22 protein-coding genes and 1 tRNA gene are annotated in these 24961 nt (G+C 66.4%); 6 read left to right on the forward strand and 17 right to left on the reverse strand.

What is annotated here, in order from left to right; all coding sequences use genetic code 11:
- Nucleotides 1-175 precede the first annotated feature (175 nt).
- Complete coding sequence (locus DFR50_RS32465; RefSeq protein WP_210208822.1) at nt 176-661, reverse strand: hypothetical protein; 486 nt, start codon at nt 659-661, stop codon at nt 176-178.
- A 181-nt stretch (nt 662-842) separates the two neighbouring features.
- Nucleotides 843-918, reverse strand: a tRNA-Asn gene (locus DFR50_RS06410).
- 395 nt (nt 919-1313) lie between these two features.
- Here DFR50_RS06410 and DFR50_RS06415 point away from each other — a divergent pair.
- Complete coding sequence (locus DFR50_RS06415) at nt 1314-2837, forward strand: NAD(P)H-hydrate dehydratase (protein WP_210208823.1); 1524 nt, start codon at nt 1314-1316, stop codon at nt 2835-2837.
- Nucleotides 2838-2870: 33 nt separating this feature from the next.
- Here DFR50_RS06415 and DFR50_RS06420 read toward each other — a convergent pair whose 3' ends face one another.
- Complete coding sequence (locus DFR50_RS06420; RefSeq protein WP_113888381.1) at nt 2871-3680, reverse strand: universal stress protein; 810 nt, start codon at nt 3678-3680, stop codon at nt 2871-2873.
- Nucleotides 3681-3893: 213 nt separating this feature from the next.
- Here DFR50_RS06420 and DFR50_RS06425 point away from each other — a divergent pair, with 213 nt between their 5' ends.
- Nucleotides 3894-4838 (forward strand): alpha/beta fold hydrolase, encoded by a 945-nt coding sequence (locus DFR50_RS06425; protein WP_210208824.1) that lies wholly within the window; start codon nt 3894-3896, stop codon nt 4836-4838.
- 44 nt (nt 4839-4882) lie between these two features.
- Here DFR50_RS06425 and DFR50_RS31935 read toward each other — a convergent pair whose 3' ends face one another.
- On the reverse strand, nt 4883-5248 hold the full coding sequence (locus DFR50_RS31935) for a response regulator (RefSeq protein ID WP_170153076.1): 366 nt from the start codon (nt 5246-5248) through the stop codon (nt 4883-4885).
- A 144-nt stretch (nt 5249-5392) separates the two neighbouring features.
- Between DFR50_RS31935 and DFR50_RS06435 the strand changes: the two genes are divergently transcribed.
- Nucleotides 5393-7225 (forward strand): ATP-binding protein, encoded by a 1833-nt coding sequence (locus tag DFR50_RS06435; protein ID WP_170153077.1) that lies wholly within the window; start codon nt 5393-5395, stop codon nt 7223-7225.
- Here DFR50_RS06435 and DFR50_RS06440 read toward each other — a convergent pair.
- The 8 genes from DFR50_RS06440 to DFR50_RS06475 form a co-directional block, all read right to left on the reverse strand.
- Nucleotides 7222-8556, reverse strand: coding sequence for a glycoside hydrolase family 15 protein (locus tag DFR50_RS06440; protein WP_113888384.1), 1335 nt, complete (start codon nt 8554-8556; stop codon nt 7222-7224). The two genes, DFR50_RS06435 and DFR50_RS06440, sit on opposite strands and share 4 nt — an antisense overlap.
- Before the next feature lie 95 nt (nt 8557-8651).
- The gene (locus DFR50_RS06445) at nt 8652-9938 is read right to left on the reverse strand and encodes an AmpG family muropeptide MFS transporter (protein ID WP_245427389.1); all 1287 of its coding nucleotides are present in this window, start codon (nt 9936-9938) and stop codon (nt 8652-8654) included.
- A gap of 171 nt (nt 9939-10109) precedes the next feature.
- The gene (locus DFR50_RS06450; RefSeq protein ID WP_113888386.1) at nt 10110-10841 is read right to left on the reverse strand and encodes an ABC transporter ATP-binding protein; all 732 of its coding nucleotides are present in this window, start codon (nt 10839-10841) and stop codon (nt 10110-10112) included.
- Nucleotides 10831-11547 (reverse strand): ABC transporter ATP-binding protein, encoded by a 717-nt coding sequence (locus DFR50_RS06455; RefSeq protein WP_113888387.1) that lies wholly within the window; start codon nt 11545-11547, stop codon nt 10831-10833. Before DFR50_RS06455 ends, DFR50_RS06450 begins: the two co-directional genes overlap by 11 nt.
- Entirely contained in the window at nt 11544-12491 is a 948-nt protein-coding gene (locus DFR50_RS06460) for a branched-chain amino acid ABC transporter permease (protein WP_113888388.1), read from the reverse strand. Before DFR50_RS06460 ends, DFR50_RS06455 begins: the two co-directional genes overlap by 4 nt.
- The gene (locus DFR50_RS06465; RefSeq protein ID WP_113888389.1) at nt 12492-13364 is read right to left on the reverse strand and encodes a branched-chain amino acid ABC transporter permease; all 873 of its coding nucleotides are present in this window, start codon (nt 13362-13364) and stop codon (nt 12492-12494) included.
- 62 nt (nt 13365-13426) lie between these two features.
- Nucleotides 13427-14692 carry an amino acid ABC transporter substrate-binding protein gene (locus tag DFR50_RS06470; protein ID WP_113888390.1) on the reverse strand — a complete coding sequence of 422 codons (1266 nt, stop codon included), beginning with the start codon at nt 14690-14692 and terminating at the stop codon, nt 13427-13429.
- A 50-nt stretch (nt 14693-14742) separates the two neighbouring features.
- Entirely contained in the window at nt 14743-15747 is a 1005-nt protein-coding gene (locus DFR50_RS06475; protein ID WP_113888391.1) for an MBL fold metallo-hydrolase, read from the reverse strand.
- A gap of 149 nt (nt 15748-15896) precedes the next feature.
- On the opposite strand from DFR50_RS06475, the gene DFR50_RS06480 reads away from it, so the two are divergent.
- The 3 genes from DFR50_RS06480 to DFR50_RS06490 are packed head-to-tail and all read left to right on the forward strand — an operon-like array spanning nt 15897 to nt 19178.
- Nucleotides 15897-16682, forward strand: a complete 786-nt coding sequence (locus tag DFR50_RS06480) for a TetR/AcrR family transcriptional regulator (protein WP_113888555.1) — start codon at nt 15897-15899, stop codon at nt 16680-16682.
- The gene (locus DFR50_RS06485) at nt 16624-17604 is read left to right on the forward strand and encodes a fumarylacetoacetate hydrolase family protein (protein ID WP_113888392.1); all 981 of its coding nucleotides are present in this window, start codon (nt 16624-16626) and stop codon (nt 17602-17604) included. Before DFR50_RS06480 ends, DFR50_RS06485 begins: the two co-directional genes overlap by 59 nt.
- A 47-nt stretch (nt 17605-17651) precedes the next feature.
- On the forward strand, nt 17652-19178 hold the full coding sequence (locus tag DFR50_RS06490) for an AMP-binding protein (protein WP_113888393.1): 1527 nt from the start codon (nt 17652-17654) through the stop codon (nt 19176-19178).
- Between the two features lie 460 nt (nt 19179-19638).
- Here the strand turns inward: DFR50_RS06490 and DFR50_RS06495 are convergent, their stop codons facing one another.
- The 5 genes from DFR50_RS06495 to DFR50_RS06515 form a co-directional block, all read right to left on the reverse strand.
- Entirely contained in the window at nt 19639-19929 is a 291-nt protein-coding gene (locus DFR50_RS06495; RefSeq protein WP_113888394.1) for a BMC domain-containing protein, read from the reverse strand.
- A gap of 4 nt (nt 19930-19933) precedes the next feature.
- Nucleotides 19934-22426, reverse strand: a complete 2493-nt coding sequence (locus DFR50_RS06500; RefSeq protein WP_170153078.1) for a pyruvate, phosphate dikinase — start codon at nt 22424-22426, stop codon at nt 19934-19936.
- Between the two features lie 10 nt (nt 22427-22436).
- Nucleotides 22437-23006 (reverse strand): hypothetical protein, encoded by a 570-nt coding sequence (locus tag DFR50_RS06505; RefSeq protein WP_113888396.1) that lies wholly within the window; start codon nt 23004-23006, stop codon nt 22437-22439.
- Nucleotides 23007-23086: 80 nt separating this feature from the next.
- On the reverse strand, nt 23087-24496 hold the full coding sequence (locus DFR50_RS06510; RefSeq protein WP_113888397.1) for a hypothetical protein: 1410 nt from the start codon (nt 24494-24496) through the stop codon (nt 23087-23089).
- Nucleotides 24497-24539: 43 nt separating this feature from the next.
- Nucleotides 24540-24956: a PEP-utilizing enzyme gene (locus DFR50_RS06515; RefSeq protein WP_113888398.1), complete on the reverse strand. Its 417-nt coding sequence runs from the start codon at nt 24954-24956 to the stop codon at nt 24540-24542.
- Between the last annotated feature and the right edge of the window lie 5 nt (nt 24957-24961).

A 24961-nucleotide genomic window follows, 5' to 3' on the forward strand; every position in this document is an offset into this window, starting at 1 on the left:
GCCGCGTCGTCAGCGTCGCAGCGCGCCGCTCGACCGCGCTCGTATTCACCCCAACGCTCTCGAACCACGACGGATCGAGCCGAACGCCGGGATTGCGGGCCCGGTTGTGGCCGGCCTGAGGTCGTTCCGTCGCCTGATCCATGGGTTTTTTACGCCTTCCCGGAGCGGCAAATTGTCACGGGTGCAGGAAGCCTTCAAGGGACGCCGACGCTCCCGCGGCTTCCTTTGCGGCTCTCTTGCGCGCCCGCTGTCCGGCGGCGTTGGCGTCGCTCCGAATCGGAGGCCACTCGCGGCGAAGGCCGTGATCCAGGTCCGGCATTTCGATAGGCGATCCTTCAGCCATTGTTCTCCGGCGTTCGAAGGCGCAGCAACGCGAGGGTCGGCCGTTTCCGCCTGAAGCCGGGGTATCGGCCTCCCTCCGCGTCGTGGAAACATGGTCTTCGGGCGGATCGGAGCGAAGAGTGCGCCGGTCGTCGTGGTCAGGAAGGCTGAACGCCTGGCGCTCGCCGTCGGCGGGCGCGCATCTGGAACCGCAGGCTCTGGAGGCCGCGAGGGCGAACAGCGGCTGCTCCACGGCGAGGGCGAACCAGATCGGCGACTTGCGCGGACCGGTATCGGCGTATTCGCAGAATCGATGCCCGACGCTGTAGGGTTTGCCCACGGACCGGCCCAGGGTCGGCGATGTCGGGCAAGTGAAATGCCGATCGCCCCAAGCGTGATCGGGGCATCCAACTTCGAGGTGCGGCGCGCGTTGCGGTCGCGCCTTCCGACGATCCTCTCCGTGCCATACCGCAGAAATGGTCTCGTCGACACGCTGGTCTCAAGCCATGACGCTGAGAGTCTGGCTCCCCGAGCAGGACTCGAACCTGCGACCATTCGATTAACAGTCGAATGCTCTACCAGCTGAGCTATCGGGGATCAGCAGGGTTGCCCGTATAGCAGATTTTCTCGCCGCGCCAAGCCGTTTTTCGCACTTGATTCATCCGACGAACCGCTTCCGGCTCTGCAAGGAAATGTCGCGCCGGTGTCGGTTCCTCCCGAAGGATTGCAGGACAAAGGTCAGCCCTTTCGTCCCTTGGCGCCGAGCGAATGCGAAGAAGGCGTCGACAAGACGGCCCATCGGCCGCCTATCCCACGGGATGTGGTCCATGGATCGCGGACGCGCGCGCGGCCGCCGGTGAAGGGATCGCTGATCGGCATGCCGGGCGTAGAGGCCGCAACTTTGGTGATGTGGGAGCATCCGGCGGTCTAGCCGCCTTGATGGGCCGTTTTCGCACTTGCTTCCAGGCGGGCTGCGGGGCCACCTTGGCCGCATGCTCGATCCATTGATCTGTCTGGAACTCCTGACCCCGGCCGAGATGGGCGAGGCCGACCGGATGACGATCGCCGCCGGGACGCCCGGTTCGCTCCTCATGGAAGCGGCGGGGCTCGCAGTGGCGGATGAAGCTGCCCGGCTCGCCCGCACGCGCGGGAAGATCGTCGTGCTCTGCGGCCCCGGCGCCAACGGCGGCGACGGCTTCGTCGCCGCCCGCCGCCTCGGCGAACGCGGATTTCCCGTCACGCTCGGCCTCCTCGGCAGCCGGGAGGCGCTGACGGGCGACGCTGCTGTTGCGGCGGCGCGGTTCGCGGGCGCTATTCTCCCGGCCGTCGCGGTCGATCTCGGCGGCGCGGCCTGCGTCATCGACGCGCTGTTCGGCGCGGGGCTCGCGCGGGACATCGATGGCGAGGCGCGGGCGGTCGTCGAGCGAATCAACCGCCATGCGCGCTCCGGCGGCCGCGTCCTCGCGGTGGACACGCCCTCCGGGGTCGACGGGGCGACCGGAAGCGTCCGGGGCGTCGCGGTCGAGGCGACGGCCAGCGTCACCTTCTTCCGGTTGAAGCCTGGACATCTGCTCGAGCCCGGTCGGTCGCTCTGCGGCGCGATCCGGCTCATCGACATCGGCATTCCGGCGAGCGTGCTGCCGCGCATCGCGCCGAGCGCGTTCGTCAACAGCCCATGCCTGTGGAGCGACGCGCTGCCGCGCCTCGACAGCCGCTCGCACAAGTACGCGCGCGGCGCGGCGCTCGTTCTCTCTGGTCCGGCGCATCAAACGGGCGCGGCGCGGCTCGCGGCCCGCGCGGCGCTCCGGGCCGGCGCGGGGATCGTGACGCTCGCGAGCCCTCTGGACGCCGTCGCCGTCAACGCGGCGCATCTGACCGCCGTGATGGTCGCGCCGTTCTCCGGCGCCGGCGGCTTCGACGCGCTGCTCGCCGACGTCCGCCGCCGCGCCGTGGCGCTCGGTCCTGGCGCGGGCGCCGGGCCGGAGTTGCGAGATCTCGTCGCGGCGGCGCTGACGAGGCCCGCTCAAGGGCGGACGGTCGTTATGGACGCGGACGCCCTCACGAGCTTTGCCGGCGAGGCTGTCGAGCTCGCGGCGCTGATCGGGCGCGGCGGGCATTCCGCCGTCATGACCCCGCATGAAGGCGAGTTCGCCCGGCTGTTCGCCGGCGCCGACGGGATCGACGCAGGCGGCGACAAACTCGCCCGCGCCCGTGCGGCGGCGCAGCTGACCGGCGCCGTCGTCGTGCTGAAAGGCTCGGATACGGTCGTCGCCGCGCCGGACGGACGGGCGGCCATCGGGTGGGACTTGCCGCCGACGCTCGCGACCGCCGGCTCCGGCGACGTGCTGACGGGTTTCGTCACCGGCCTCGCGGCGCAGGGCGTCCCTGCCTTCGAGGCGGCGGCGACCGCGGTCTGGCTGCACGGGGCCGCAGCGCGCGTCTTCGGGCCCGGGCTCGTCTCCGAGGATCTGCCCGAGGCGCTTCCCGGCGTGCTGGCTGCTCTGCGGGCTCAGTAAGCGCCGACGCCGCCGGGCCGTCCTCGCAAACGGTCAGTGCGAGAACAGAACCGGAGCGGTCATGTGGGCCAGGATGTGGCGCGTGCCGGCGCCGTGTCCGAGCAGCGACTGCGTGCCGTGATCAAAAGCGCCGATCGCCAGAATGTCGGCCGCATGGTCGGAGACCGCGCTGAGGAGCGTGTCCATCACCGCGACCTCGTCGACGACGAAGTGCTGGTAGCGCGCCCTTACCCCGCGCGCGGCCAGATTCGCGACGAGCAGATCGGCGAATTCGTCGCGCTGGTCGCTCTTGCGCGCGACCTCGACAACGAGCGCGTCGGCGTCCTTGCCGATCAACGGCAGGACGTCGAAGGCCGCGCGCGCCGCGCCCCGCGACGTGCGCCAGGCGAACAGCGGCCGCTGGCCGACGTCCGGATAGTTTCCGACGAACGGGACGACGAGTACCGGCCGGCCGCTTTCGTAGATCGCCTGCTCCGGCAGTCTTGCCGGGACCGGTTCGGCGTCATGGGTCTGGCCGAGGACGACGAGATCGAAGGTCCGGGCGATCTCGACGAACCGGCGGCCGATTTCGTGATCGCTGCCGCGATTGACGTCGAGAAAGGCCGCGCGGTCGCCCAGTGTAGGCGTCGCGACTTCGAACGCCGAGCGCGCCTCCTCCAGCGCAGCGGCGTAGTGCGGGCTCGGCCAGCTCGGGACGGACCCTACGAACTGAGCCTCGGCCTTTTCGGCGAACAGACCCGTCAGCCGCGCTCCGGTGCGCTGGGCGATCGTGAGCGCGAGCGCGAGCCTGACCGCCGTCCGCGGCTTCGAATCGACGTGAACGAGGATATTGCCAAGACTCATTTCGCTTCCTTCCCAGCTTTGGTTCGACTCTAGCGGAGGCGGGGGGAGGGATCAACGAATCGAGAGGCGGCCGAACGACGCGCGCCCTTCGGTGTGCGGGTCACGACGCGAGCCGGTGGCCGCGGGTCTATCCGCGGCGCCCGCCCGCCCGTATTGTGGCGATGGGAATCGGCGCACGCGGCGGACGATGGCCGCGAAAGGATGGACGCGGACGTGAAGTGGATTCTCGAGGCGGCTGCGGCGCTGGTTGCGCTCGAAGTCGCGCTGGCTGCGCTCGCCGTCCTGGCCGCGTGGGGGATCGAGCGAGCTGCGCCGCCACAAGGCCGCTATCTCGTCGTCGGCGGCGTGAAATTGCACCTCGTCGACCAGGGGCGCGGGCCGCCGGTCGTCCTGATCCATGGCCTCGCCGGCCAGATCGGCCATTTCGCTCACTCGCTCATTCGCCGCCTCACAGACGGGTTCCGCGTCGTCGCGTTCGACCGGCCGGGCTCCGGTTATTCCGCCCCGTCGCCCGGCGGGATCCGGGAGCAGGCCGCGATTCTGGCTCGCGCGATCCGTGCGCTGAAGCTCGGTCAGCCGCTCGTCGTCGGCCATTCTCTCGGCGGCGCGGTGGCGCTTGCGCTGGCGCTCGACCACCCGGATTGCGTGGGCGGCCTTGCGCTGATCGCGCCTGCGACCCATCCGCTGGCCGAAGCGCCGGCGCTGTTCCGGTCGCTCGTCATCCACTCGCGGCTGTTGCGCGGTCTCTACGCCTGGACGGCGGCGGGGCCGGCGGCGCTGATCGCGCGCCCGACGTTCTTCAGGGCCGCCTTCGCGCCGGAGCCGGCGCCGGCCGACTTCGGCACGGCCGGCGGCGGACTCCTCGCGTTGCGGCCCGGCAACCTGTACGTCACCTCGACCGAACTGACGGCAGGTCTTTCCGACGAGGCTGTCGAGACTATGCCCGGCCGCTACGGTTCGCTGACGATCCCGGTCGGAATCCTGTACGGCCGAGACGATCGCATTCTCGACTGGCGGTCGCAGGGCGAGGCGATGACCCGCGAACTCCCGTCGCTCGATTTGGAGCTCGTCGACGGCGGCCACATGCTGCCCGTCACGCAGCCCGACGTCTGCGCCCGCTTCATCCGCCGAATTGCGTCGAAAATGCCGGCCTTATGAGGCCGCCGCCCTGGGAGAGTGGCGCGTTTCGAGGTTGCGAACCGTCAGCGCGAAGCCCCGGTCCTGGACATGGGCGCGCCGAGCAGGACGCCGACAACCTCGCGAAAGAGGTGGAAATCGAACGGTTTCGCGAGCTGGACGACGGCGCCGCAGCCGGGATCCGCCGCGACGTGCCCGGTGGCGAAGGCGAACGGCACGCCGCGCTCCCGGAGACGCTCAGCCAGCGGGTAGCTTGTTCCGGCCCCGAGGCTCACGTCGAGGATGGCGGCGTCGAACGCCTCGTCGAGCAGACGAACCGCATCCTCGAGCGTGAGCGCGGGACCGACGGTCTCATGTCCCAGTTCGTTGAGCCAATCCTCCGCCAACATCGCAATCAACGGCTCGTCATCGACTATTAGAATGCGCGCCATGATCCTTTCTTCCGAGATTGACCTCGACCGGCGCCGGCAAGGCGCTCCATACTGTTTATCATGACAACCCGGCTTCTTGCGCGCCTTTCGGCGGCGGTCGACGACTTGAAGTCCGACCGCGGTCGCCGGAGCGGATGGATTCTCATGACGAGCAGCATCGTTCTGCTCGTCGCCGCCGCCGCTTTGGGAACGGCTATGGCCGTCCGGGTCGACAGCGCGACTTCCTGGATCGAGCACACCTACCAGGTGCGCGGACTGGTCGGGCAAGCGGTCATCGCCCTCCAGAACGCCGAGATCTCCGTCCGCGACGGCCTCCTCGAGGGCCATGGCGCGAGTGGCGCTGCGGGCGCGCGCTCGACGGTGAACGACAATCTGTCGAAGCTGCGGCAACTGGTTTCCGACAACCCCGACCAGATTCGCCGGCTGGACGAGATCGTCCAACTGACCGGCGCTTATCTCAGCGTCCTGGACCGCGCCGCGACCGAGGGGATGTCGGACCCGGCCGCTTTCAACGATTTGCTCGCTAGGGGCGACGCAGAGGGCCCGGCGAGCCGGCTGCGCGATCTGCTCGCGGCGTTCGACGCCGCCGAAGTCGACCTTCTCGCCGCGCGCCAGCAGACGGCGGGTCGGCTGCAGGCGATCCTGTACGGGCTTTTGCTGCTGAGCCTCGTCAGCGCAACCATTGCGACCATCGCGGTCGTGACGACCAGCCGGTCATTCGTCCGGCAGGTCCAGGCGCAATCCGCGGCGCTGATTGCGGAGACGGAAAGCCGCCTCAGGGCCGAGAGCCTCCTGCTTCAGACGCAGAAGCTCGAACTCGTTGGCCAACTCACCGCCGGAATCGCTCACGACTTCAACAATCTCCTGACGATCGTAATCGGCAACCTCGACACGATCCGACGACGGGTCGAGGCGGGTCAGGCGGAGCCCGGCCGCCTCGCGCGACCGGCGGAGACGGCGTTGGAAGGCGCGAGGCGGGCGGCCGCCTTGACGCAGAAGCTGCTTGCGTTCGCCCGTAGGCAGCCCCTTGCGCCCCGACAGCTGGACCTCAACCGGGCGGTCGCCGCCATGTCCGACGTCCTTGTGCGCACGGTCGGCGAGGCGGTCAAGATCGAAACCGTCCTCGGCGCCGGCCTTTGGCCGGCCTTCGCCGATCCGAGCCAGGTCGACAACGCGATCGTCAACCTCGTCGTCAACGCGCGCGACGCGATGCCTGCCGGCGGCCACATCACAATCGAGACCGCGAACTCGTCGCTCGACGAACATTACGTCGCACAGTTCGGCGACGTCGCTCCCGGCCAGTACGTGATGCTGTCGGTGAGCGACACCGGGGTCGGCATCGCGAAGGACGTGCTTCCCCGAATTTTCGAACCGTTCTTCACCACCAAGGAAGTCGGCAAGGGGACCGGGCTGGGGCTCGCCATGATTCACGGCTTCGTCAAGCAGTCGAAAGGACACATCCGCATCTACAGCGAGCCGGGGCAGGGCACCGCGGTGAAAATCTATCTTCCGCGCATGACTGCCGCCGCCCCGCTTGCGACGACCCCGGCGAGCGACGCCCCGCCGGCCGGGGGCGCGCCGCCCGCGAAAGCCGGCGAGGTCGTGCTGCTGGTCGAGGACGACGCCGCCGTAAGCGACTTCGCGCGCGGCGCGCTCGAAGAGCTGGGCTACCGCGTTCTGGCCGCTCGCGACGGCGGGGAGGGGCTCGCCCTGCTGACCGGGCCCGACCGCATCGACGCCCTCTTCACCGACGTCGTGCTTCCCGGCGGCCTCAATGGTCGGGGACTGGCCGACGAGGCCGGCAGGCTCCGCCCGAACCTGCCGACGCTGTTCACCACGGGCTACACCCGCAACGCCATCGTCCACGACGGGCGCCTCGACCCGGACGTGAGGCTGATCACCAAGCCCTACACCCGGGAAGACCTCGCCCGAGCGCTCCGGCGCGCCATCGACGAGGCTTTCCCGAACCCGAGTTAGCCGCTGACGCCCGTCCCGTTGCGTCGCCTGACGGCCGAAAGAAACGCCGCGTAGCTCCAGGTCAGGTTCCGGACGCTCTTTTCATAGCCAGTCCAGGCGTCGAACTGCTCGCTCAGGAGGAGGTTGTCGCTGTGATAGACGACCGCCTGCAGCATCGCATCGCCGGCGGTCCGGAGCGCGGCGATCGCATCGGCGGCGGTTGTCGTCGACTGCACGCCGACCTGCTCGAAGAATTTTGCCGACAGGCTGTCGTAGGGGACAGCCGCGCCCGAGAGGATGGCGTGGGCCAGCCCGTAGTAGAGTTCCGAAAAATTCGCGGTGCAGAGCGCCCACGGATGGTCCGCGCCGGCGTTCAGGCTGTCGCCGTCGTAGGTGTCGCCTGGATAGCGCCCCATCAGCGGTCCGAACCCCTGAGCCGCGTCAGCGGCGTTGATCGGATAGGCGTTCGGACCGCCGGCGTCGGCGAATTCGCTGCGAACCTGAGCCGCTGTCGCCAGAAGCTTCGTGTCGGTGAACGGGATCGCGCCGTAGACGCTCGCGCAGACGATGTCGATGTTGGAGTCGTAGCCCGGCCTGGGGTTCTGCGGCTGGAGAATGGAGACGTAGCAGCTCCCGTTCCAGTGGCCCTCGAGCGCCGACGTCAGCCATGTGATCGCGGCGCCGAGGTTCGAAGGAATGTCGAGGCCGATCGTGTTGGCCTGCACCGCCTCTAGGCAACGCAGTTGCACCGCCCTGGCGAAGAACGAATAGCCCGTCACCTCCTCCCACAGGTTGACGGTCGGCTGCTGATAGACGTCGAGCACGAACCCGACATTGGCGTTCGCCACCGCCAGCGCGACGGCCTGACTCGCCGGATCGAGCTGGCCGTAGAGGCTGAGGATCGCCAGGGTCTGCAGCGCCGGCCCGTCGCTCTGATCCGTCCAGTCGCGCAAGTCGCCTTCGATGGTGAAGCAGGCGTGGGTCGGTTTGCCCGCCTGGATGGCGTTCGACTGGCACAGGCGCGCGAAGGTCACGTAGTCGATCAGCGTCTGCGCGCCGCCGCCGGGCCGGGACGGCGGATTGGCCGCCGCGACCTCGATCGCCGCGATCGCCGCGTCGCGAACCCAGTTGTACACGTAATTCTGCGTGATATAGGCCTGGTTGGCCGGATACGAGGGGGACGCCAGCACGCAGCCCGGCGCCGAGAACCGGCTCGGGTCGCCGGGATCGACGAACACGAACCCGGCTCCTGAAATGTTGCGCAGCATGAGCGGATACATGTGCTGCGCGATGCTCTGGAGATCGACCTCCTTGATCGCGAACTGGCGAAGCGCGTAATCGATCGTCGGCATGGCATTGCCTCGGTTACAGCGTCGATACGAGACTCTTATTATTACACATGCTGCTTCCGAATGGCTGCGCCGACGGAAGATGGCCTCGGTCCGCTCTACTGGCCAGGCGCGGGCGCCTCGACCGGCCGCGCGTGCACACGCCACACCAGGATGCTCAACGCCGCCACCGGAACGCCGATCGCGGCGGTGGCGAGGAAGAACCGGACGTAGCCGAATTCGTCGACCATCACCCCCGAGAGGCCCCCGACGAGCTTGCCGGGCAGCGCATAGAGCGAAGACAGAAGCGCGTACTGGCTCGCCGCGAAACCCGGAGAAACGAGCGACGACATGTAGGCGATCAGCGCCGCGCCGGCGAAGCCGCCGGCGAAGCTCTCGACGCTGACGGCGAGCGTCAGCAGCGGCAGGCTCGCGCCCTTCGACGCGAGCAGAGCCAGCGACAGGTGGGAGGACGAGGCGGCGACGCCTCCGAGGATGAGGGTGGGCATCAGCCCCAGCCGCGCCACCGCCAGGCCGCCGCCGAACGCGCCCGCGATCCCGATCCAGACGCCATAGAGCTTCGACACGGTGGCGATGTCGGATTTGGTGAAGCCGAGGTCGATGTAGAGCGGATTGGCCATCACGCCGGACACGAAGTCGGGCAGCCGGTAGATCGCCACCAGCGCGAGGATGGCGATCAGCGTCGCGCCATAGCGGGTCGCGAGGTCCCGCAGCGGCTCGACGAACGAGACAGCGAAGGACGGGCGTCCCCCCGATATCCGCGGCTTGTCGAGCCGGGGCGACAGCAGGCAGCCGCCGATCCCGACCAGCGTCAGCCCCGCCATGGCGAGATAGGCCGCGCGCCAACTCGCGAAATCGGCGATGTAGAGCGCGCCGGCGCCGGCGCACAGCATCGCCAGGCGATAGCCGAGCTGATAGACCGCCGACATCATGCCCTGGCGTTCGATCGGCGCTGCGTCGATGCGCCAGCCGTCGATGGTCACGTCCTGGCTCGCGGCGGCGAAGGCGGTCAGGAAGGCGAACAGCACATTCCAGCCCAGGGATTGCGCCGGCGCGCCGAAGGCGAGGCCGGCGAGACTCGCCGCCACCATGAGCTGGGCGAGCAACATCCAGCCGCGCCTGCGCCCGAGCCGGGCGGCGAGGAACGGCGGGTCGTATTCGTCGATGAACGGCGCCCAGGCGAACTTGAAGGTGAAGGCGAGCGCCGCATAACTCATGAGCCCGATCGCCGATCGGCTCACCCCGGCTTCGCGCAGCCACGCCGACTGGGTCGAGAAGATCAGGAGGAACGGCAGGCCCGACGAGAAGCCCAGCGCGAGCATCAGCGCGAGCCGGGGATCCCTCAGGAGTTCACGAAGCGGAAGTGATTTTTGAAGCGACGTCATGCGGCGAGCATGGCGCCAAAAGGGTTAACGAGCGATTCCGGCGACGTCGCTTTCCGGCGGCCCTCGATCTTGCGATGCCCGGTGTCGATGCGGTTCGATGTCTGGCGCAGGAGGGAACTGCCCTAGGTGACGAAGACGTCCTCCGACGCCGCTCGATGGGAGGCTGGCCGACTACCCGCCGAGGTACAACTTTCGCACCAGCTCATTCTCACGAAGCTCGGCTGTCGAGCGGCCTTCGAATTCGATCGACCCGTGCACGATGACATAGCCTCGGTCGGCCACGCGGATCGCTTGATGAAAATTCTGCTCGGCCATCAGCACGGTCAGGCCGAGCCGAGCCTTGAGTTCGGCAATGGCGTCGATCACCAGCTTGACCACGATCGGCGCGAGGCCAACGGAAGGTTCGTCGATCAAAAGAATCTTCGGCTCCGCCATCAGCGCGCGGGCGAGCGCCACCATTTGCTGTTCGCCGCCGCTCATGCTGCCGGCAGCCTGGCGTCGGCGTTCGGCGAGACGCGGAAAGAGATCGTAACTCGCCTCGAGGTTACGGCGGATGTGAGGCCGCGCCTGGCGGCGCAGTGCGCCGAGGTAGAGGTTCTCCTCGACGCTGAGCTTGGGCAGGAGATGACGCCCCTCGGGAACGAGGATCACGCCGCGTCCAACGATCTCCTCGGTGGCGAGTCCGACGAGGTCGATGGATTCGCCGTCGATCCTCGCGACGATCGACCCTGCGGAGGGACGCAGCAGCCCCATCACGCATTTCATGAGCGAACTCTTGCCGTTGCCGTTCGTGCCGAGCAGGGCGACGGTCTCGCCGGGTTCCACGGTGAGGGAGACGTCCTGCAGGGCGAGCACGTGCCCGTAGCTGGCCGACAGGCCGGAGATGGCGAGGCTATTCTCCAAGGTAGGCTCTCTGAACCTCGACGTTGGCCAAGACTTGTTCCGGGTCGCCGTCGGCGATCTTGCGCCCCGCGACCAGGACCACGAGCCTCTGCGAGAAGGCGGTGACCGCCCGCATGATGTGCTCGATCATGACGATCGCGACGCCGCGCTCGTTCATCCGCATCATCAGGGCGATGATCTCGTCGACCTCGGAATGGGAGAGGCCCGCCATCGCCTCGTCCACGAACAGGAGCTGCGGCTTAGCGACCGTCGCGCGCGCGAGATCCAGTTTCCGCAAGTCGACCTGGGTCAGATCCTGAGGCATCGCCTCGCGGCGCGCGGCGAGGCCGACGAATTCGAGCGCATCGTCGATCGCGTCTTGGGCGCGCCCTTGCCTTCCCGCGAAGACGAGCGGCACGCGGAGGTTTTCGGCCACCGTTAATCCGCGGAACGGTCGCGGCAACTGAAAGCTGCGCACGAGCCCCGCCCGGACGCGCTGGTGCGGCAAGAGCCGATCGATGCGTCTGTCCTTGAACCAGACAGCTCCGCCGTCATTGCGAAGCGAGCCGCTGGCGCACCCCACCAGCGTGCTTTTCCCGGAGCCGTTGGGGCCAATGAGGCCGACGCGCTCGCCCGCGCCCACCTCGAAGTCGACGCTGTCGAGCGCGACGAATCCGCCGAACCGTTTGGTGAGGCCCTGCGCGTGAAATAGAGGAAGCTCGCTCACGCCGACCTCCGCTTGCCCGTCAGGCCCAGGAGGCCAATCAGCCCCTGCGGGGCGAGCACGACGAATCCGATCAGGAGCAGGCCGACGATGAGCAGATTGACTTCCGACGAGATCGTCACCGTGATGACCTGTTGGGCTGTCCCCAGGAGGAGCGCCCCGAGCACCGGCCCGAACCACATCGTCGTGCCGCCGATGAGCGGCATGGCGATGGAATTCACGGCATAGGTAAGATTGAACGCAGACGACGGTTCGAGAAAGGTCAAATAATAGGGAAGAGGGGCCCCGGCCATGCCCATGAACGCACCGCTCAAGGCGGTTGCGATCAACTTCAGTCGAAGCGTCGGAACGCCCGTCGCCTCCGCTGCGACCTCGTCGTCGCGGATTGCGACAAAGCCGAGCCCGAGACCCGAGGTTTCGATCGCGCGGCTGACCGCCACCACGACGACGGCCAGCGTCAGCATGAGGAAGACCATGTACTGGATGTAGCTGCCGAAGATCGGAACGTGCTTTGGCCGGATGGCGTAGACCCCGGCGGACCCGCCCACGAAATCCCAGTTGGTGATCAGCGTCTGCAGCACGACCGCAAGGGCGAGGGTGGCGATCGCAAAGAAGATCCCGCGCAGACGCAGCGTTAAATACCCTGTCCCAAGGCCGACCAGACCCGCGACGACGCCGCCTGCGAGCATCATGACGGGAAGAGGAACCGGCGCGATTCTGCCGAGCGCCACGCCCGTGTAGGCGCCGAGCGCCAGGAAGGCCGCGACCCCGAAGTTGACGTAGCCGACGTAGCCGCCAAGAATGTTCCAGGCGCACGCCAGCACGACATATTCGAGGACCGTGTAGCCGGCGTAGAAAACATAATCGTTCCCCACGGCCCGCATCGCCGCGAAGAGCGCACAGGCGGCGATGATCGCCAGCCCCAGGAAGCGGAAAAAAGCGCTCATCTAGCGACCAAACAGTCCGGAGGGACGGACGGCCAGCGTCAACAGCAAGAAGCCGAAGGAGACAGCCGGCGCCCAGGATGCGCCAGCGAAGATCGAGGTCAGGTTTTCGATCACGCCGAGCATCACCGCAGCGATCCAGGTTCCGGGCAGGCTGCCCATGCCGCCGAGCACGGCGATCGCAAACACCCGCCCGATGAACTCGCGCCCGATCGCCGGTTCGACCGGCTCGAGCACGAGCAGCAACGCGCCCGCCGCGCCTGCAAGCGCAATCGAGATGGCGAAGGCGATGCGTTTCAGGCGAACCGGGTCGGCGCCCATGAGGCGTATCGCGGTCGCGTCTTGCGCCACGCCCAAAATCGCGCGCCCGATAAACGTGCGACTGAGAAAGAGTTGCGCCGCGGCGAGAATCACCAACGCCCCCAGGAAAGGAATCAGTTGCCGGAGCGGCAATGCGACGGGCCCGATCTTGATCGAGGTCGAGGCATAGGCTGCGGACGTGTAGCGGTAGTCGACGCCGAACAACAGGATGAGGACGACTTCGCCCACGAACATCAGGCCGAAGAAGAAGGCGAGCCCGCGCATCGAATCGTCTCCGCGCCGCTCGAACGCCCGATGGTAGACCTGATGGACTGCGAGGCCGGCCAGATAGAAGACCGGGACGACGAACAGCGCTGCGACAAGCGGATCGAGTCCGAACCGCTGGCCGAGGACGAAGGCGCCATAGGCGCCGAACACGACAAACGCCGGATGTGCGATGTTGGCGATGTCGAGCAAGCCGAACGAGATGGTCGCGCCGGCGGCGACGCCGGCGTAAAATCCGCCGAGGAGAACCCCGGACACGACGGCGTTTGCGAGGAGATCGAAGGAGACCATGGGCTATCGGTCCAGTTGCAATCGCCGCGGCGGCGCCGACATCGGCGACCGCGGCGACCGCGTCACTGGCGCGCCTTGTCGAACGGCGTAATGAGATCGCCGGTCTTCATGTCGGGCGGCCCGACGAGGACCAAATGGTCCGTGCCGGTGAACTCGTTTGCATCCTTGCTCTTGACGTTCTGGAACTGGATCAGGAACGTGCGTGGCTTGGCCCACTCCCCGCCCGGTCCGAACTGGACATCGCCGATGATGGTCTTGAACGTGTTGGCGTGGATGAAGGCGCCGAGCTTGTCGCCCTCGAGAGACTTCGTTCCCTCGACGGCGGCAGCGAGAATCTGCAGGTCGGCGTAGGCCCAGGGCGCGACGTAGTAGCCGATCGGATCGACACCCGCCGCTTTCGCCTTCGCCTGATATTTCGCGAGAAAGTCCATCGATCCCGGGAACTGGAGCTTCGGCGCGGGCAGCCAGTAGGCGAAATTGACGAGCCCGTTGATCTGCGGGCCGAGAATCGTCTCGGCGTCCGTCGTCTGCAGGCCGGTCATCGAGCCGCCGATCATCCGGGCGTTCAGCCCGACCTCGGCGATGGCGCGGGCGACATTGATCGATTGTCCCGGCTGGGTGCCGACCACGACGAGGTCCGGGTTGGTCGCCTGCACCTCGCGGACCAGGGTCGAAAAGTCGGTCATGCTCGGCGGAAAGGTGCGGTCGTAGACGATCTTCATGCCGCGGGCCTCTGCGGCGGCGCGCGTCCCTTCAAGTACGGAGTGGCCGAACTGAATGTCCGGCGTGATGACGGCGATCGTCGACGGCTTGGGAACGAGCTGGTCCGCCACGTCGAAGAACGGCTTGGTCGCGACCTTCGCCGGATCCTCGCCAGTCGGCGCCATGCTGAAGTATTTGTCGTAGTTGAGCTTGGCGTTGTTCGCGAGGCCGAAAAGACCCATCAGCACCATGTCGTGCTGCATGGCGATCGGCAGCGCGGCGGCGATGATCGGCGTCGCATAACCGCTGTTGATGAGATCCACCTTATCGACATCGAGCAGCTTGGTGTAGATCGGCGGCACGTTGGCAGGATTGCTCTGGTCGTCGTAGTAGACGAGTTCGACCGGCCGGCCGAGCAGGCCGCCCTTGGCGTTCTGGTCCTCCGCCCAGATTTTCATGGCGAGCAGCGCTGACTTGCCGCTCCCCGCGAGCGGGCCCGACTGGGCCATGCTGAAACCGATCTTGATCGGATCGGCCGCAAGGGCCGACGTAGCCGCCAGCGCCCCCGCCAAGACCGCGATGGCGCAGCCGCCGAGCCGGCGCAACACGCTTACCTTCTGTCTCATGACGTCCTCCCTATCGATTGCGCCGCGGAAGCGGACTTCGTGTTCTTGGGCTAGCGGCCGTGGGCGTGACCGTGGGCATGGCCATGATGGCCGTGGCCTTCGGCCCGAAGCTTGTCGCGGAAGTCGGCCATCTGTTCGAACAGCGACAGAACATCCGGTTCGGCGTGCTCGCCGCTGAACTCTTCGAAAAGGTTTCTGACGGTGACAACGACGCGCTCCGCGTCGCCCCAATCCGCGTAGCGACCGAGCTGCATGTCGAAGGCCGCGTCGCGCGCGGTCATGCCCTTGTCAAAGCGCTTGCGCGCCTCGTCCTGAACGAACTCCAGGTAGCCCTTCATTTCGCGCACGGGCCCCTTGTCGCAGATCGGCCCGTGTCCAGGAACGACCACGTCGACGTCCATCGCCAGAATGCGATCGCAGGCGCGGACCCAGTTGGACACCGGGCCGGCCCAGGCGATCGGCGTGCCCTGGTTGAAGAGAAGGTCGCCGGTAAAGACGACCCGGTCCTCGGGAACGAGCGCCACGGTGTCGCCGCGGGTGTGCGCAGGCCCAAGCTCGATCAGACGCACGGTTTTGCCGCCGACCTTGAGCTCGAGTTCCCCGCTGAAGGTGCGATCCGGCTTGCGAAGCTCGACGCCGGTGAAATCGAAAGGCTTGAAGAGTTCGGCGAGGAATTCGGCGCCGCGTCCGAGCTGCTTCGCGTTCACCATCATCGAGTGGTAGAGCGCGGGATGCGTGGGATCCATTTCGTCGAAGGTCGCCTGGGTAGCGACGATCTCCGCTCCGTCCACCAGCTGATTGCCGAACGTATGATCGCCGTTATGGTGCGTGTTGAAGAGCGTGTTGATGTGCTCTGAGGCCGGCACGGAGCGGCGCATGTCGGCCAGCATCTCAGCGGTGAGCTTCAGATCGAACAGCGTGTCGACGAGCAGCGTCTGGTCTCCGTCGACGATCAGCCCCGCATTGCTCCAGCCCCAGGACCCGTCCGGCAGGAGATAGGCCCAGACGCCGTTGCCGATGTCCTTGAGCCCTTTTGTATAACTCCACTTCGACATGGGTGTTCCCTCCGGCTGGCGCGAGGAGCGCGTTGGCCCGCCCCTGCGGTTCCGACTTTAGGCGAACTTGATCCGAATGACAAGTATCTTGATCGTTCGTTCAATCAAGATTAGGATGGCGGCTTGGCGACAAGGAGTTTCGATCGACGATGAAGGCCGCGAAAAGCGCGCGCGCCGCCGTGGAGACCGGAACGGCGGGCGCATCGTCGCGCGAGCGCATCTTGCAGGAGGCGGAGCGCGTGTTCGGCGCCAACGGTTTCGACGGCGCCGCCATGCGCCAAGTCGCCGAGGCCGCTGGCGTCCCGGTAGCCTTGGTCAGCTATCACTTCGGGTCGAAGGAAGGGCTGTATCGCGCGGTGTTCGAGCGGCGCGTGCCGACCGTCGTCGAGCAGCGCTTGGCGGGGCTGGCGATTGCGATGAGCGAAGCCGATCTCGACCGGCGCCTCGAGCTGGTCGTCAAGGCGCTGGTGTTCCCGATGCTGCACTTGCGGGCGCACGATCGCGATCCGAGCTTTGGCCGAGTGCTTGCGCACGAGACGATGGATCCGAGTTCGGAGCAGCGGGGGTTTATCCGCGACATGTTCGATCCCGTTGCGCGCGCTGTCGTCGAAGCGCTCGCCTCGGCCCTTCCGGGGCGGACGGAGGAAGACATCTGGTGGGCCTACGAGTTCATGTTGGGCGCGATGGTCTACGTGATGGGCGACGCCGGCCGCATCGAGCGCCTGAGCGGCGGCCTCTGTCGGCCCGACGACGAGGAGGGCGCGGTCCGGCACATGGTCGCGTTCCTGACCGCAGGCGTGCGTCACGGCGCGCCGCCGCCCGCGACGAAATCAAGAAGACCGCTCAAATCAAACAAACCCAAGGGAGGAGAAACCGATGCGACTGGTGACGTTTCAAAAGGGCGACGGCAGACCGAGGGCCGGCGCGCTCGTTGACGGGGACGCCCGCATCGTCGACCTTGCCGAGGCCCATGCCGCCGCGTTCGGAAGCGACGGTCTCGCAAGCGTGCTGGCGATCGTCGAAGGCGGCGATGCGGCGCTCGATCAAGCCAACGAGGCGGTGAAGAAGGCGCCGGCCAGCGCGACTGTCGCGCGCGCTGACGTGCGCCTTCGCGCTCCTATTCAGCCGCCGCCGCAGATGCGGGACTGCTTGTGCTTCGAGCTGCACCTCAAGCAGGCGACGGCAGCCCTGCAGAAGATGGCAGCAAAACAGGGACCCGATCCGGACAAGGCGCTCGCCGAGATTGAGCGACGCGGCCTGCCCGACGCGCCGCCGACGTTTTACAAGCAGCCGATCTACTACAAGGCCAATCGTTTCGCGGTGATCGGGACGGACGAGGACGTGGTCTGGCCGCCCTATTCCAAGTTCCTCGATTTCGAACTCGAGTTCGGCGTCTACATCAAGGGCACGGTCAAGGACGCGCCCAAGGCGGGCGCCCTGAAGCACGTCTTCGGTTACACCATCTTCAACGATGTCTCGGCCCGCGACGCGCAGGCCGCCGAAATGGAAGGTCGGCTCGGCCCGGCGAAGGGCAAGGACTTCGACACCGGCAACCCGATGGGGCCCTGCCTCGTGACGGCGGACGAGATTCCCGATCCCTACAACCTCACCATGATCGCGCGGGTGAACGGCGAGGAATGGGGTCGCGGAAACTCGGGCTCGATGTACTGGAAATTCGAGGATCTGATTTCCTACATCTCGCGCTCGGAGACCCTCCACCCCGGCGAGTTCCTCGGCTCGGGCACGGTCGGCAACGGCTGCGGGCTCGAGCATATGCGCTTCATCAAGCCTGGCGACGTGATCGAGCTCGAGGTCGAACGCATCGGCGTCTTGCGCAATCGCGTCGTCGGGGCCTGAGCGGCCGCGCTCGATTCGACGACACCGAACGGAACGGCGAGGGAAGTATGAACGTTTTCTCGCTCTTTGAGCACGCGGCGACGGCCTGGAAGGACAGGCCAGCCGTCCGTTACGGCGACCGCCGCCAGAGCTATGACGAACTCGCGTCCGCCGCGTCCGCCTTCGCCGCTCGACTCGCGTCGCTCGGCCTCGAGCGGGGCGACCGGGTGGCGCTCTTCATGAGAAACGGCTTCCCGTACCCGGCGGCGTTGCTCGGCGCGTTCCGGGGCGGATTTGTCGCGGTCCCCATCAACGCCAAGCTCCATCCCCGCGAAGCCGCTTACATCGTCGAAGACGCCGAAGCCAAAGCCGTCGTCATCGATGCGGATATGGCGGCGCAATTCGCCGCCGCCGCGACGCGACCCGGCGTGGCGATGATCGTCGCCGGCGATCCTTCGGCGGACAACGCGCTGGAGTCGGCGCTTGCCCGGCGGTCCGACGGGTCCCCGCCGGCGGATTGCGCGCCCGACGACCCGGTCTGGCTTTTCTACACGTCGGGCACGACGGGTCGTCCGAAGGGCGCGGTGCTCAGTCATCGCAATCTGATCGCCATGGCCGTGAATTGCCTCGCCGACATCTGCGCGTTTCGACTCGACGACCGGCTCTTGCACGCGGCGCCGCTGTCGCACGGAAGTGGTATGTATCTGCTTCCGGCGCTGTCCCGCGGCGCTGAGAACATCATCGACGCGGGCGGCGGCTTCGACCCCGATCGCATCCTGCGTTTCATCGCGGACGAGCGCGTGACGGTCCTGCCCTTCCTCGCGCCCACCATGATCGTGCGGCTGCTCGAGGCCGATTCGGACATTCGCCTGCCGACGTTGCGCGCGATGGTCTACGGCGGCGCGCCGATGCATATCGAGCATCTTCGCAGGGCGTTGCGGCGTTTCGGACCGGTGCTGACCCAGCTCTATGGTCAGGGCGAAGCGCCGATGACCATCTCCGTCCTGCCGGCCTGGGCGCACGAAACCGCCGGCGACGAAGCGTTGCAATCCGCAGGCTTCGTTCGCTCCGGCGTCGAGGTCCGCATTCTGGACAGCGTTGGCGACGCGGCGCCTCGCGGGGCCATCGGAGAGATCGCCGTGCGCGGAGACGTGGTGATGCGCGGGTACTGGCGCAATGACGCGGCCAACGCCGCTTCGCTGCGCAACGGGTGGCTTTTGACCGGGGATATCGGCCGCTTCGATGACGGGGGCCGCCTCCACATCCTCGATCGTCGCCACGACACCATCATCAGCGGCGGCACGAACATCTATCCGCGCGAGGTCGAGGAGGTGCTCACCCGCCACCCGGCGGTCAAGGAGGCGATCGTCTTTGGAGTCCCGGATCCGGAATGGGGGGAGAGCGTGGCGTCCGCGATTGTCTTGCGCGAAGACTACGCCGGACTCGACGCCGAGACGCTGATCGCGTTCTGCCGGGATCATCTTGCGAGCTTCAAGAAGCCGAAGCGAATAGAGTTTGTCGCCGAACTTCCGAAGAACGCCTACGGAAAGGTTCTGCGCCGGGATTTGCGCGATCGGTTCGACAAGCAGCGCTGACGCGATCCATTGAGGCGATGCGTGCGAATGCGTCGCCGCCACAGCCGTGTCCGCTTCATATTTGGAGAACGACGGTTCAGGTCCTCTGCCCGAACTCGCGCTGCTCCTGCGCCGCTTTCGCGCGAAATCTCCCGATCGAGGGGTCGACGGCGGATTTCTGCATGACCGCTTTGGCGACTTGGAGTTGCGTTTCAAGCCGGCCGGCGACGGATGCCCGACCTGCGCTCGCCGGTTCGATGCCTATAGCCATGCAGCGCTCTGAGCTCCTGCGGCATGATCTTGCCGGAAGGTGAAGGATCGCCTTTCCCCGATAAGCGCGGTCCGGCCGTCGAAGGCGCGCGCCACGTGTCGCGGGATTTCTCTGAGCGCGCCAAGCAGGGGCTGGCGCCCTCCGCGTATGACAATCCCACGCCCATAGCGGGCGAGGCTGTCGCCGCTCGCGCAGATCCGCCCTACTCTTCTATCGAACAGGCGGTCTTCTCAGGATCCCTGCGATGTCTTCGTGCGGCCGGGGAATAACATGAACCGAGGCCACTTTCCCGACCGCCCTGGCGGCGGCGGCTCCCGCTTCCACCGCTGCCTTCACCGCGCCGACGTCGCCCCGGACGATGATGGCGGTGTAGCCTCCGCCCGGCTGCTGGCGCGTGACGATCTCCACGTTGGCGGCCTTGACCATGGCGTCGGCGGCCTCGGTGGCGGCGACCAGTCCTACGGTCTCAACAAAGCCCAGGGCCTGACCCTCGACAGCCATGACATCACTCCCCCGACCGTTGAGCCAAGATCAAACGCATTTCGTCCCGATGGGCCGGCGAGACCGCGAAACGCCGGAAACCCATGTGATGAAGCCTTGTCGCGAGGATCGGCGAGAATCCGCTGGTAAAGTCGACGCCGACGGTGGTCTTGCGGCTGCTCTGGGGAAGCGTGGCGACAGACTGGAGCCATTCGGTGAGAAACGGGGCCGGCTGCTCGAACGGGTTGTCGCCAAGAAAGCCGTCCGCCGCGTAACGATCGATGGTTCCGTCGGCGTGGACGACTTCGGTCGGAAAGCCGTAGGCGGTGCGGATCGTTTCGGAGACGTCGACCCAGACGGTGTCGCAGTGACGAGCGATCTCGCCGGCCTGCTTGAGGCCGATCGCGTTCTGAATGATCGCTCCCGCCCCGAGACCGACGTCCGCGGTGAGCGAGCGGAAGCTCTCCGCTTCCCGGGCGTCGACGATGTTGCCGATCAGCGCCCTGACATCGCCGTGAGCAGCGGAGCGCGCCGCGTCGGACAGTCCCCTGAGCAACGCCCGGAAAAAAGCCTTCGATCCGAGCGGCATGAAGAGGTTCGCCGGGATCTCGGTCCAGTTTTCGATCAGCCGTCGGGCCCGGTCGGAACTGATGCGCGACAGCCGGACGTGAACGGGCAGGCCCCGTGCGGCCTCGAACAGCGCCGCGCTCGATTCGCGGACGATGGCCGCGATATCGTTCTCGAGTCCGGGGACGCCGGGCTGGTCGCCCAACCGCGAAATGAGGCCGGCGTAGGCGTCGATGGCGCCGTGGGACGTGATGAGGTCGGTGAGCCTGACGACGGCGAGACCGGGGGCGGCCTGGGCCGCCGAATCGATCGCCTCCGCGGCGCCGCGCGGGGCGATCCAGACGGAGCTGCCGGATTCCGCATCGGCGAGACCCAGCAGGCGCTCGAGCGCGGCGCGGCTGGCGCCGCCGGCGCGCAGCCTGAGGGCGCCCGCGTAGATCTTGCCGGAGCCGCCGTCGATGGAAATCTCGTCGCCCTCGCGAAACGTCTCGCCGGAAATCGTGAAGGTTCGACCTGAGAGATCGATGCCGATCGCCTCGCATCCGACGATGCAGGGCTTGTCGAGCGCGCGCGACACGACGGCCGCATGGCTAAGCGCGCCGCCCGTCGCCGTGACGACGCCATGGGCGCTCAACATCCCGCGAATGTCCTTCGGGCTCGTGGTCGGACGAACAAGAATGACGTCCTCACCCTTCGCCGCCGCCTCGGCCGCGCGATCGGAATCGAGAATCGCTGCGCCGTGCGCGTGCCCGGGCGAGGAGCCGAGGCCCTGAGCGAGCAGCTTCGCGGCAACCAGATCCGCTTCCTCAAACGAGGGTCGGGATAGCTTGCGGATCTGCTCGACGGTGATCCGGTTCAGGGCCTCTCGAGCATCGATCACACCTTCCGCCGCCAACTCCGCGGCGATACGAACCGCCGCCGCCGCGGTGCGTTTCGCGGGCCGCACCTGGAGCATGTACAGCCGCCCGGACTCGACGGTGAACTCGATATCGACCGCATCGCGATAGAGCGTCTCGAGGCTGGCGCCGATCTCGATGAGGCCGGTGCGCAGGGTCGAATTCATGCCGTCGGGGTCGGAAAGATCGATCGGGCTATGCGTGCCGGCGACGAGGTCCTCCCCCTGTCGACCAACGAGGTACTCGCCGTACAGCGTCCTGGCGCCGTCATTCGGATTGCGGGTGAAGGCGACGCCCGACCCGGACTCTTCATCGGCGTTTCCGAACACCATCGCCTGGATGGTTACCGCCGTCCCGAGATCATCCGAAATCCCGTGATGCGCGCGATAGGCCTTTGCCCGCGGACTGTCCCAGGACCGGAACACAGCCGCGATCGCCAACTCGAGTTGCCCCATCGGATCGGCTGAGACAGTCTCCCCCTGCTGTTCGGCGTGGGCGAGAATGGCGCGCTCGAGCGCTTCGAAGGTCTGCAGCGACGGGGCTGCAAGCGCATCCCGCACGGCTTCCCGCACGGCTTCGACAAGCTCGGTCGGATCCAGGTTCAGAACCGTGTCGTGGAACATCCGCCAGAAGCGCAGCCAGGTGTCGAGAGCGAAACGAGCGCCGCCGCTCGCTTCAGCGACGGCCAACGCCGAGCGCGCGGTCAGGCCGAGATTAAGGATGGTGTCCATCATGCCGGGCATGCTGACTGCGGCGCCGGAGCGCACGGACACAAGCAGCGGCCGGTCGACGCCTCCAAACGTGCGTCCCGTCGCCGCTTCCAACCGACGCAGCCCATTGGCGACCTCGGTCATCATGTCCTGGCCGAGGCTGCCGCCGTTCGATCGGAAATGACGGAAGCCGTCGGCGCCGATCACGAATGCGGGGGGCGCCGGAACGCCGGCGGACATCATGCGGCTCAGTCCGCTCGCCTTGCCGCCATAGCGCTGCGCATCGGCGACCTCGGGATCGGCCACGTCGCGAACGAAGGACGGCCCTTGGGCCCGCTGCGCCATCTGAGCCGGCTCACACGTCTCGAGGACGGCCGAGGACAGAAAGGATGTCTTCATGGAACTCGAACCAAACGGTGTGAACGGAATCGATGGTGGGGCCGCAGACGTAGTCGCGTTCGCCTCGATCGACACGGGCGACGCCAGAGGCGAATCGACGGACATAGTTCTCGTAACGCGGGATTGTCGGCACGATGTCGCGGATGGCCTTGATCAGGCGTTCAGCGATCTTCAGGATCTTGGCTTCCGCCTTCGCGTCGCCATCGCTTTTCTGCCAGTCGCTCACGGCTTTGATGAACTGGTCGTTCAGCGCCTCGAAGCGCGCGTACCACGCGGGGAGGGCGCCCTCGCGCCGCAGCGGCTCGTAAAGTTCCGCGTAGGATCTGTGCACTTGTGCTGTGCCGTCCGGCACGACCAAGTACTTCCCCTCGAGATTCATCGCCCAGCCCCGCTCGACCGCCGCCGCCAGACATTCAGCCGCGACGTCGGACGCGACTCCGACCGCCGCGGCAATTTCCTCCGCGGTGGCCATCTTCTTCAGGTGCGACCCGTTGAGAACGAGAAACGTTGCGTCTTCCCGCGCCATGGACGTGCAAATCCGGTTTCGTTGCGTGAGGGGTGTTGCAGCGGCGTCGGCGCGCCTCGCAGGAGGCGCGCCGACGAGGCTTACTTCCAGAAGTACTTGGAGCGATTTAGGCTCACATTGTCCGGGAAGGGAAGGTAGCCCTCGCCTGAAAAGATCTTCTGGGGCACGGTCGCCTGGGCGAAACCGCGCTTGACGATGTCATAATAATAGTTCGCGACGCGCTGATCGACTTCCCAGAACTCGTAGTCCTTGCACGCCTTCTCGTACGTTCCCGCCAGCCTGAGGTGGGGAAGAATCATATCTATGTAGTATACATACATACCGTTCGTGATCAGCGTGCGGCGCGGCATTTTCGAGAACTTCGAGTATAGCTTCAATGTCGCCTGCTGGATACCTTCCAGGCGCTTGTCGAGGTCAGCGACCTTAACCGGGTAGACTTCGCCCATCGGCGTGTCCCACTTTTCGCGAACGAACACCGCGCCGCCAACGATGTATTCGATGTAGTTTTTCGGCCGAGTGAAGGTCGTGGAGATGTCGTTCACCCGAATCTCGTCGAGGCCCATCTTTTCGACGTCGATGACAAGGCACAATGAGTAGCAGTGCGGCACTTTTTCGTGATCGCAGACGTCGCTCCAGTCGTACACATCCTCGTTGGTGAAGAGATCACGTATGATCATGATCCTGCCCTCGCCAAGAGGATACGGCCCGGTGTCGCCGAGCCCCAGACGGCAATCGTAGTGGTCGAGGAACGACAGCAGCTCGGCGGAGGCGTTGAAACGGACGAACGCGTCGTGCTTTTCGCTGCCGTACTCGAAATATTCGAGTTCGCCCGACAGCTTCTCGATCACGTCCTGGTCGTGGATCTGGCAGCGATAGCGGTCCTGCGAGTTCAGAATGTAGCCGTCCTGCCGTTTGCCCCAAAGAACCCGCTGCATGAACTTCAGAATCGTGTTGCTCTCGCGGACGAAATCCTGGGGCTGGATCGCCTCGAGAGCAAGGAGTCCGCACCGTCCCATGCCGAAGCCGACCGCGCCGATGCACCAGTCGTGCACGCAATTGACCTTCGTTCCGATTTCACGTCGGGCGCTGGCGCCGATGTCCATGACGCCCTTCGCGCCGATCTCGTCGGTCGTCATCTGCAGGATTTCCGGCCAACGGTAGAATTCCTGCATGAAGGCGAGAATTTCGTATTCCTGCCGAGGAATCATGCCCGAGACGCCTTCGGTCGCCCGCATCACCAGGACGTCCCAGATGTTCCAGGCCAGGTAGTTGTTGAGATCGTTCAGTTCGTCGACCGTGAATTGGTCGCGCAGAACATCCTCCCGGCTGACCTTCTCGAGAACCTTGCTCTTGGCTCGGCTCCGCATGATCTTGTCGCCGAGGATTCCATCCGGGACCGGATCCATTCCCTTGAAGTTGCCTTGATAGACGAGGTCCTGGAAGCGCAGTCCGTTGTCGCCGGCCTCATAGCGTTGCTTGTACGTCGACATGATACGTTCCCTTCGAGATGGATGAGGAAAGGCGGAGGCGGCGTCAGCTGATGAGCGCCACGCGGCCGGTCTCGCGGTCTTCGCAGTGCAGCCGCACTTTCTTGCCGTCCAACGCCTTGATTATCGCCTCGAAGTGGGCGTCGTTGTTGCCGCCGGTCACGTATCGCGAGTCCGAACCGACGAGATAAGCCGTCATGACGCAGGGCATCTGAAATTCGCGGGACAGGATGCCGAGATGCGACTCCGGCACCCCTGACATCGTGATGATGCCGATCGCACCCATGCTCAGCGCCGGCGCGAGAAAGGTGGTCGTGCCGCCCTGAACCAGAAGAATGTGCTCCTTGAGTTTCCCGCTCTGAATCAGACTCAGAACAGATTTTGGATCAGGCAGGAACTTGACCACACCCGACGGCGTCTTCTTGGTCTCGAAGCTGTTGTAGCCTTCAGCAACGTAGCTCATTGAGG

Origin of the sequence: Roseiarcus fermentans (genome assembly GCF_003315135.1) — a bacterium.
Taxonomy (GTDB): Bacteria; Pseudomonadota; Alphaproteobacteria; order Rhizobiales; family Beijerinckiaceae; genus Roseiarcus; species Roseiarcus fermentans.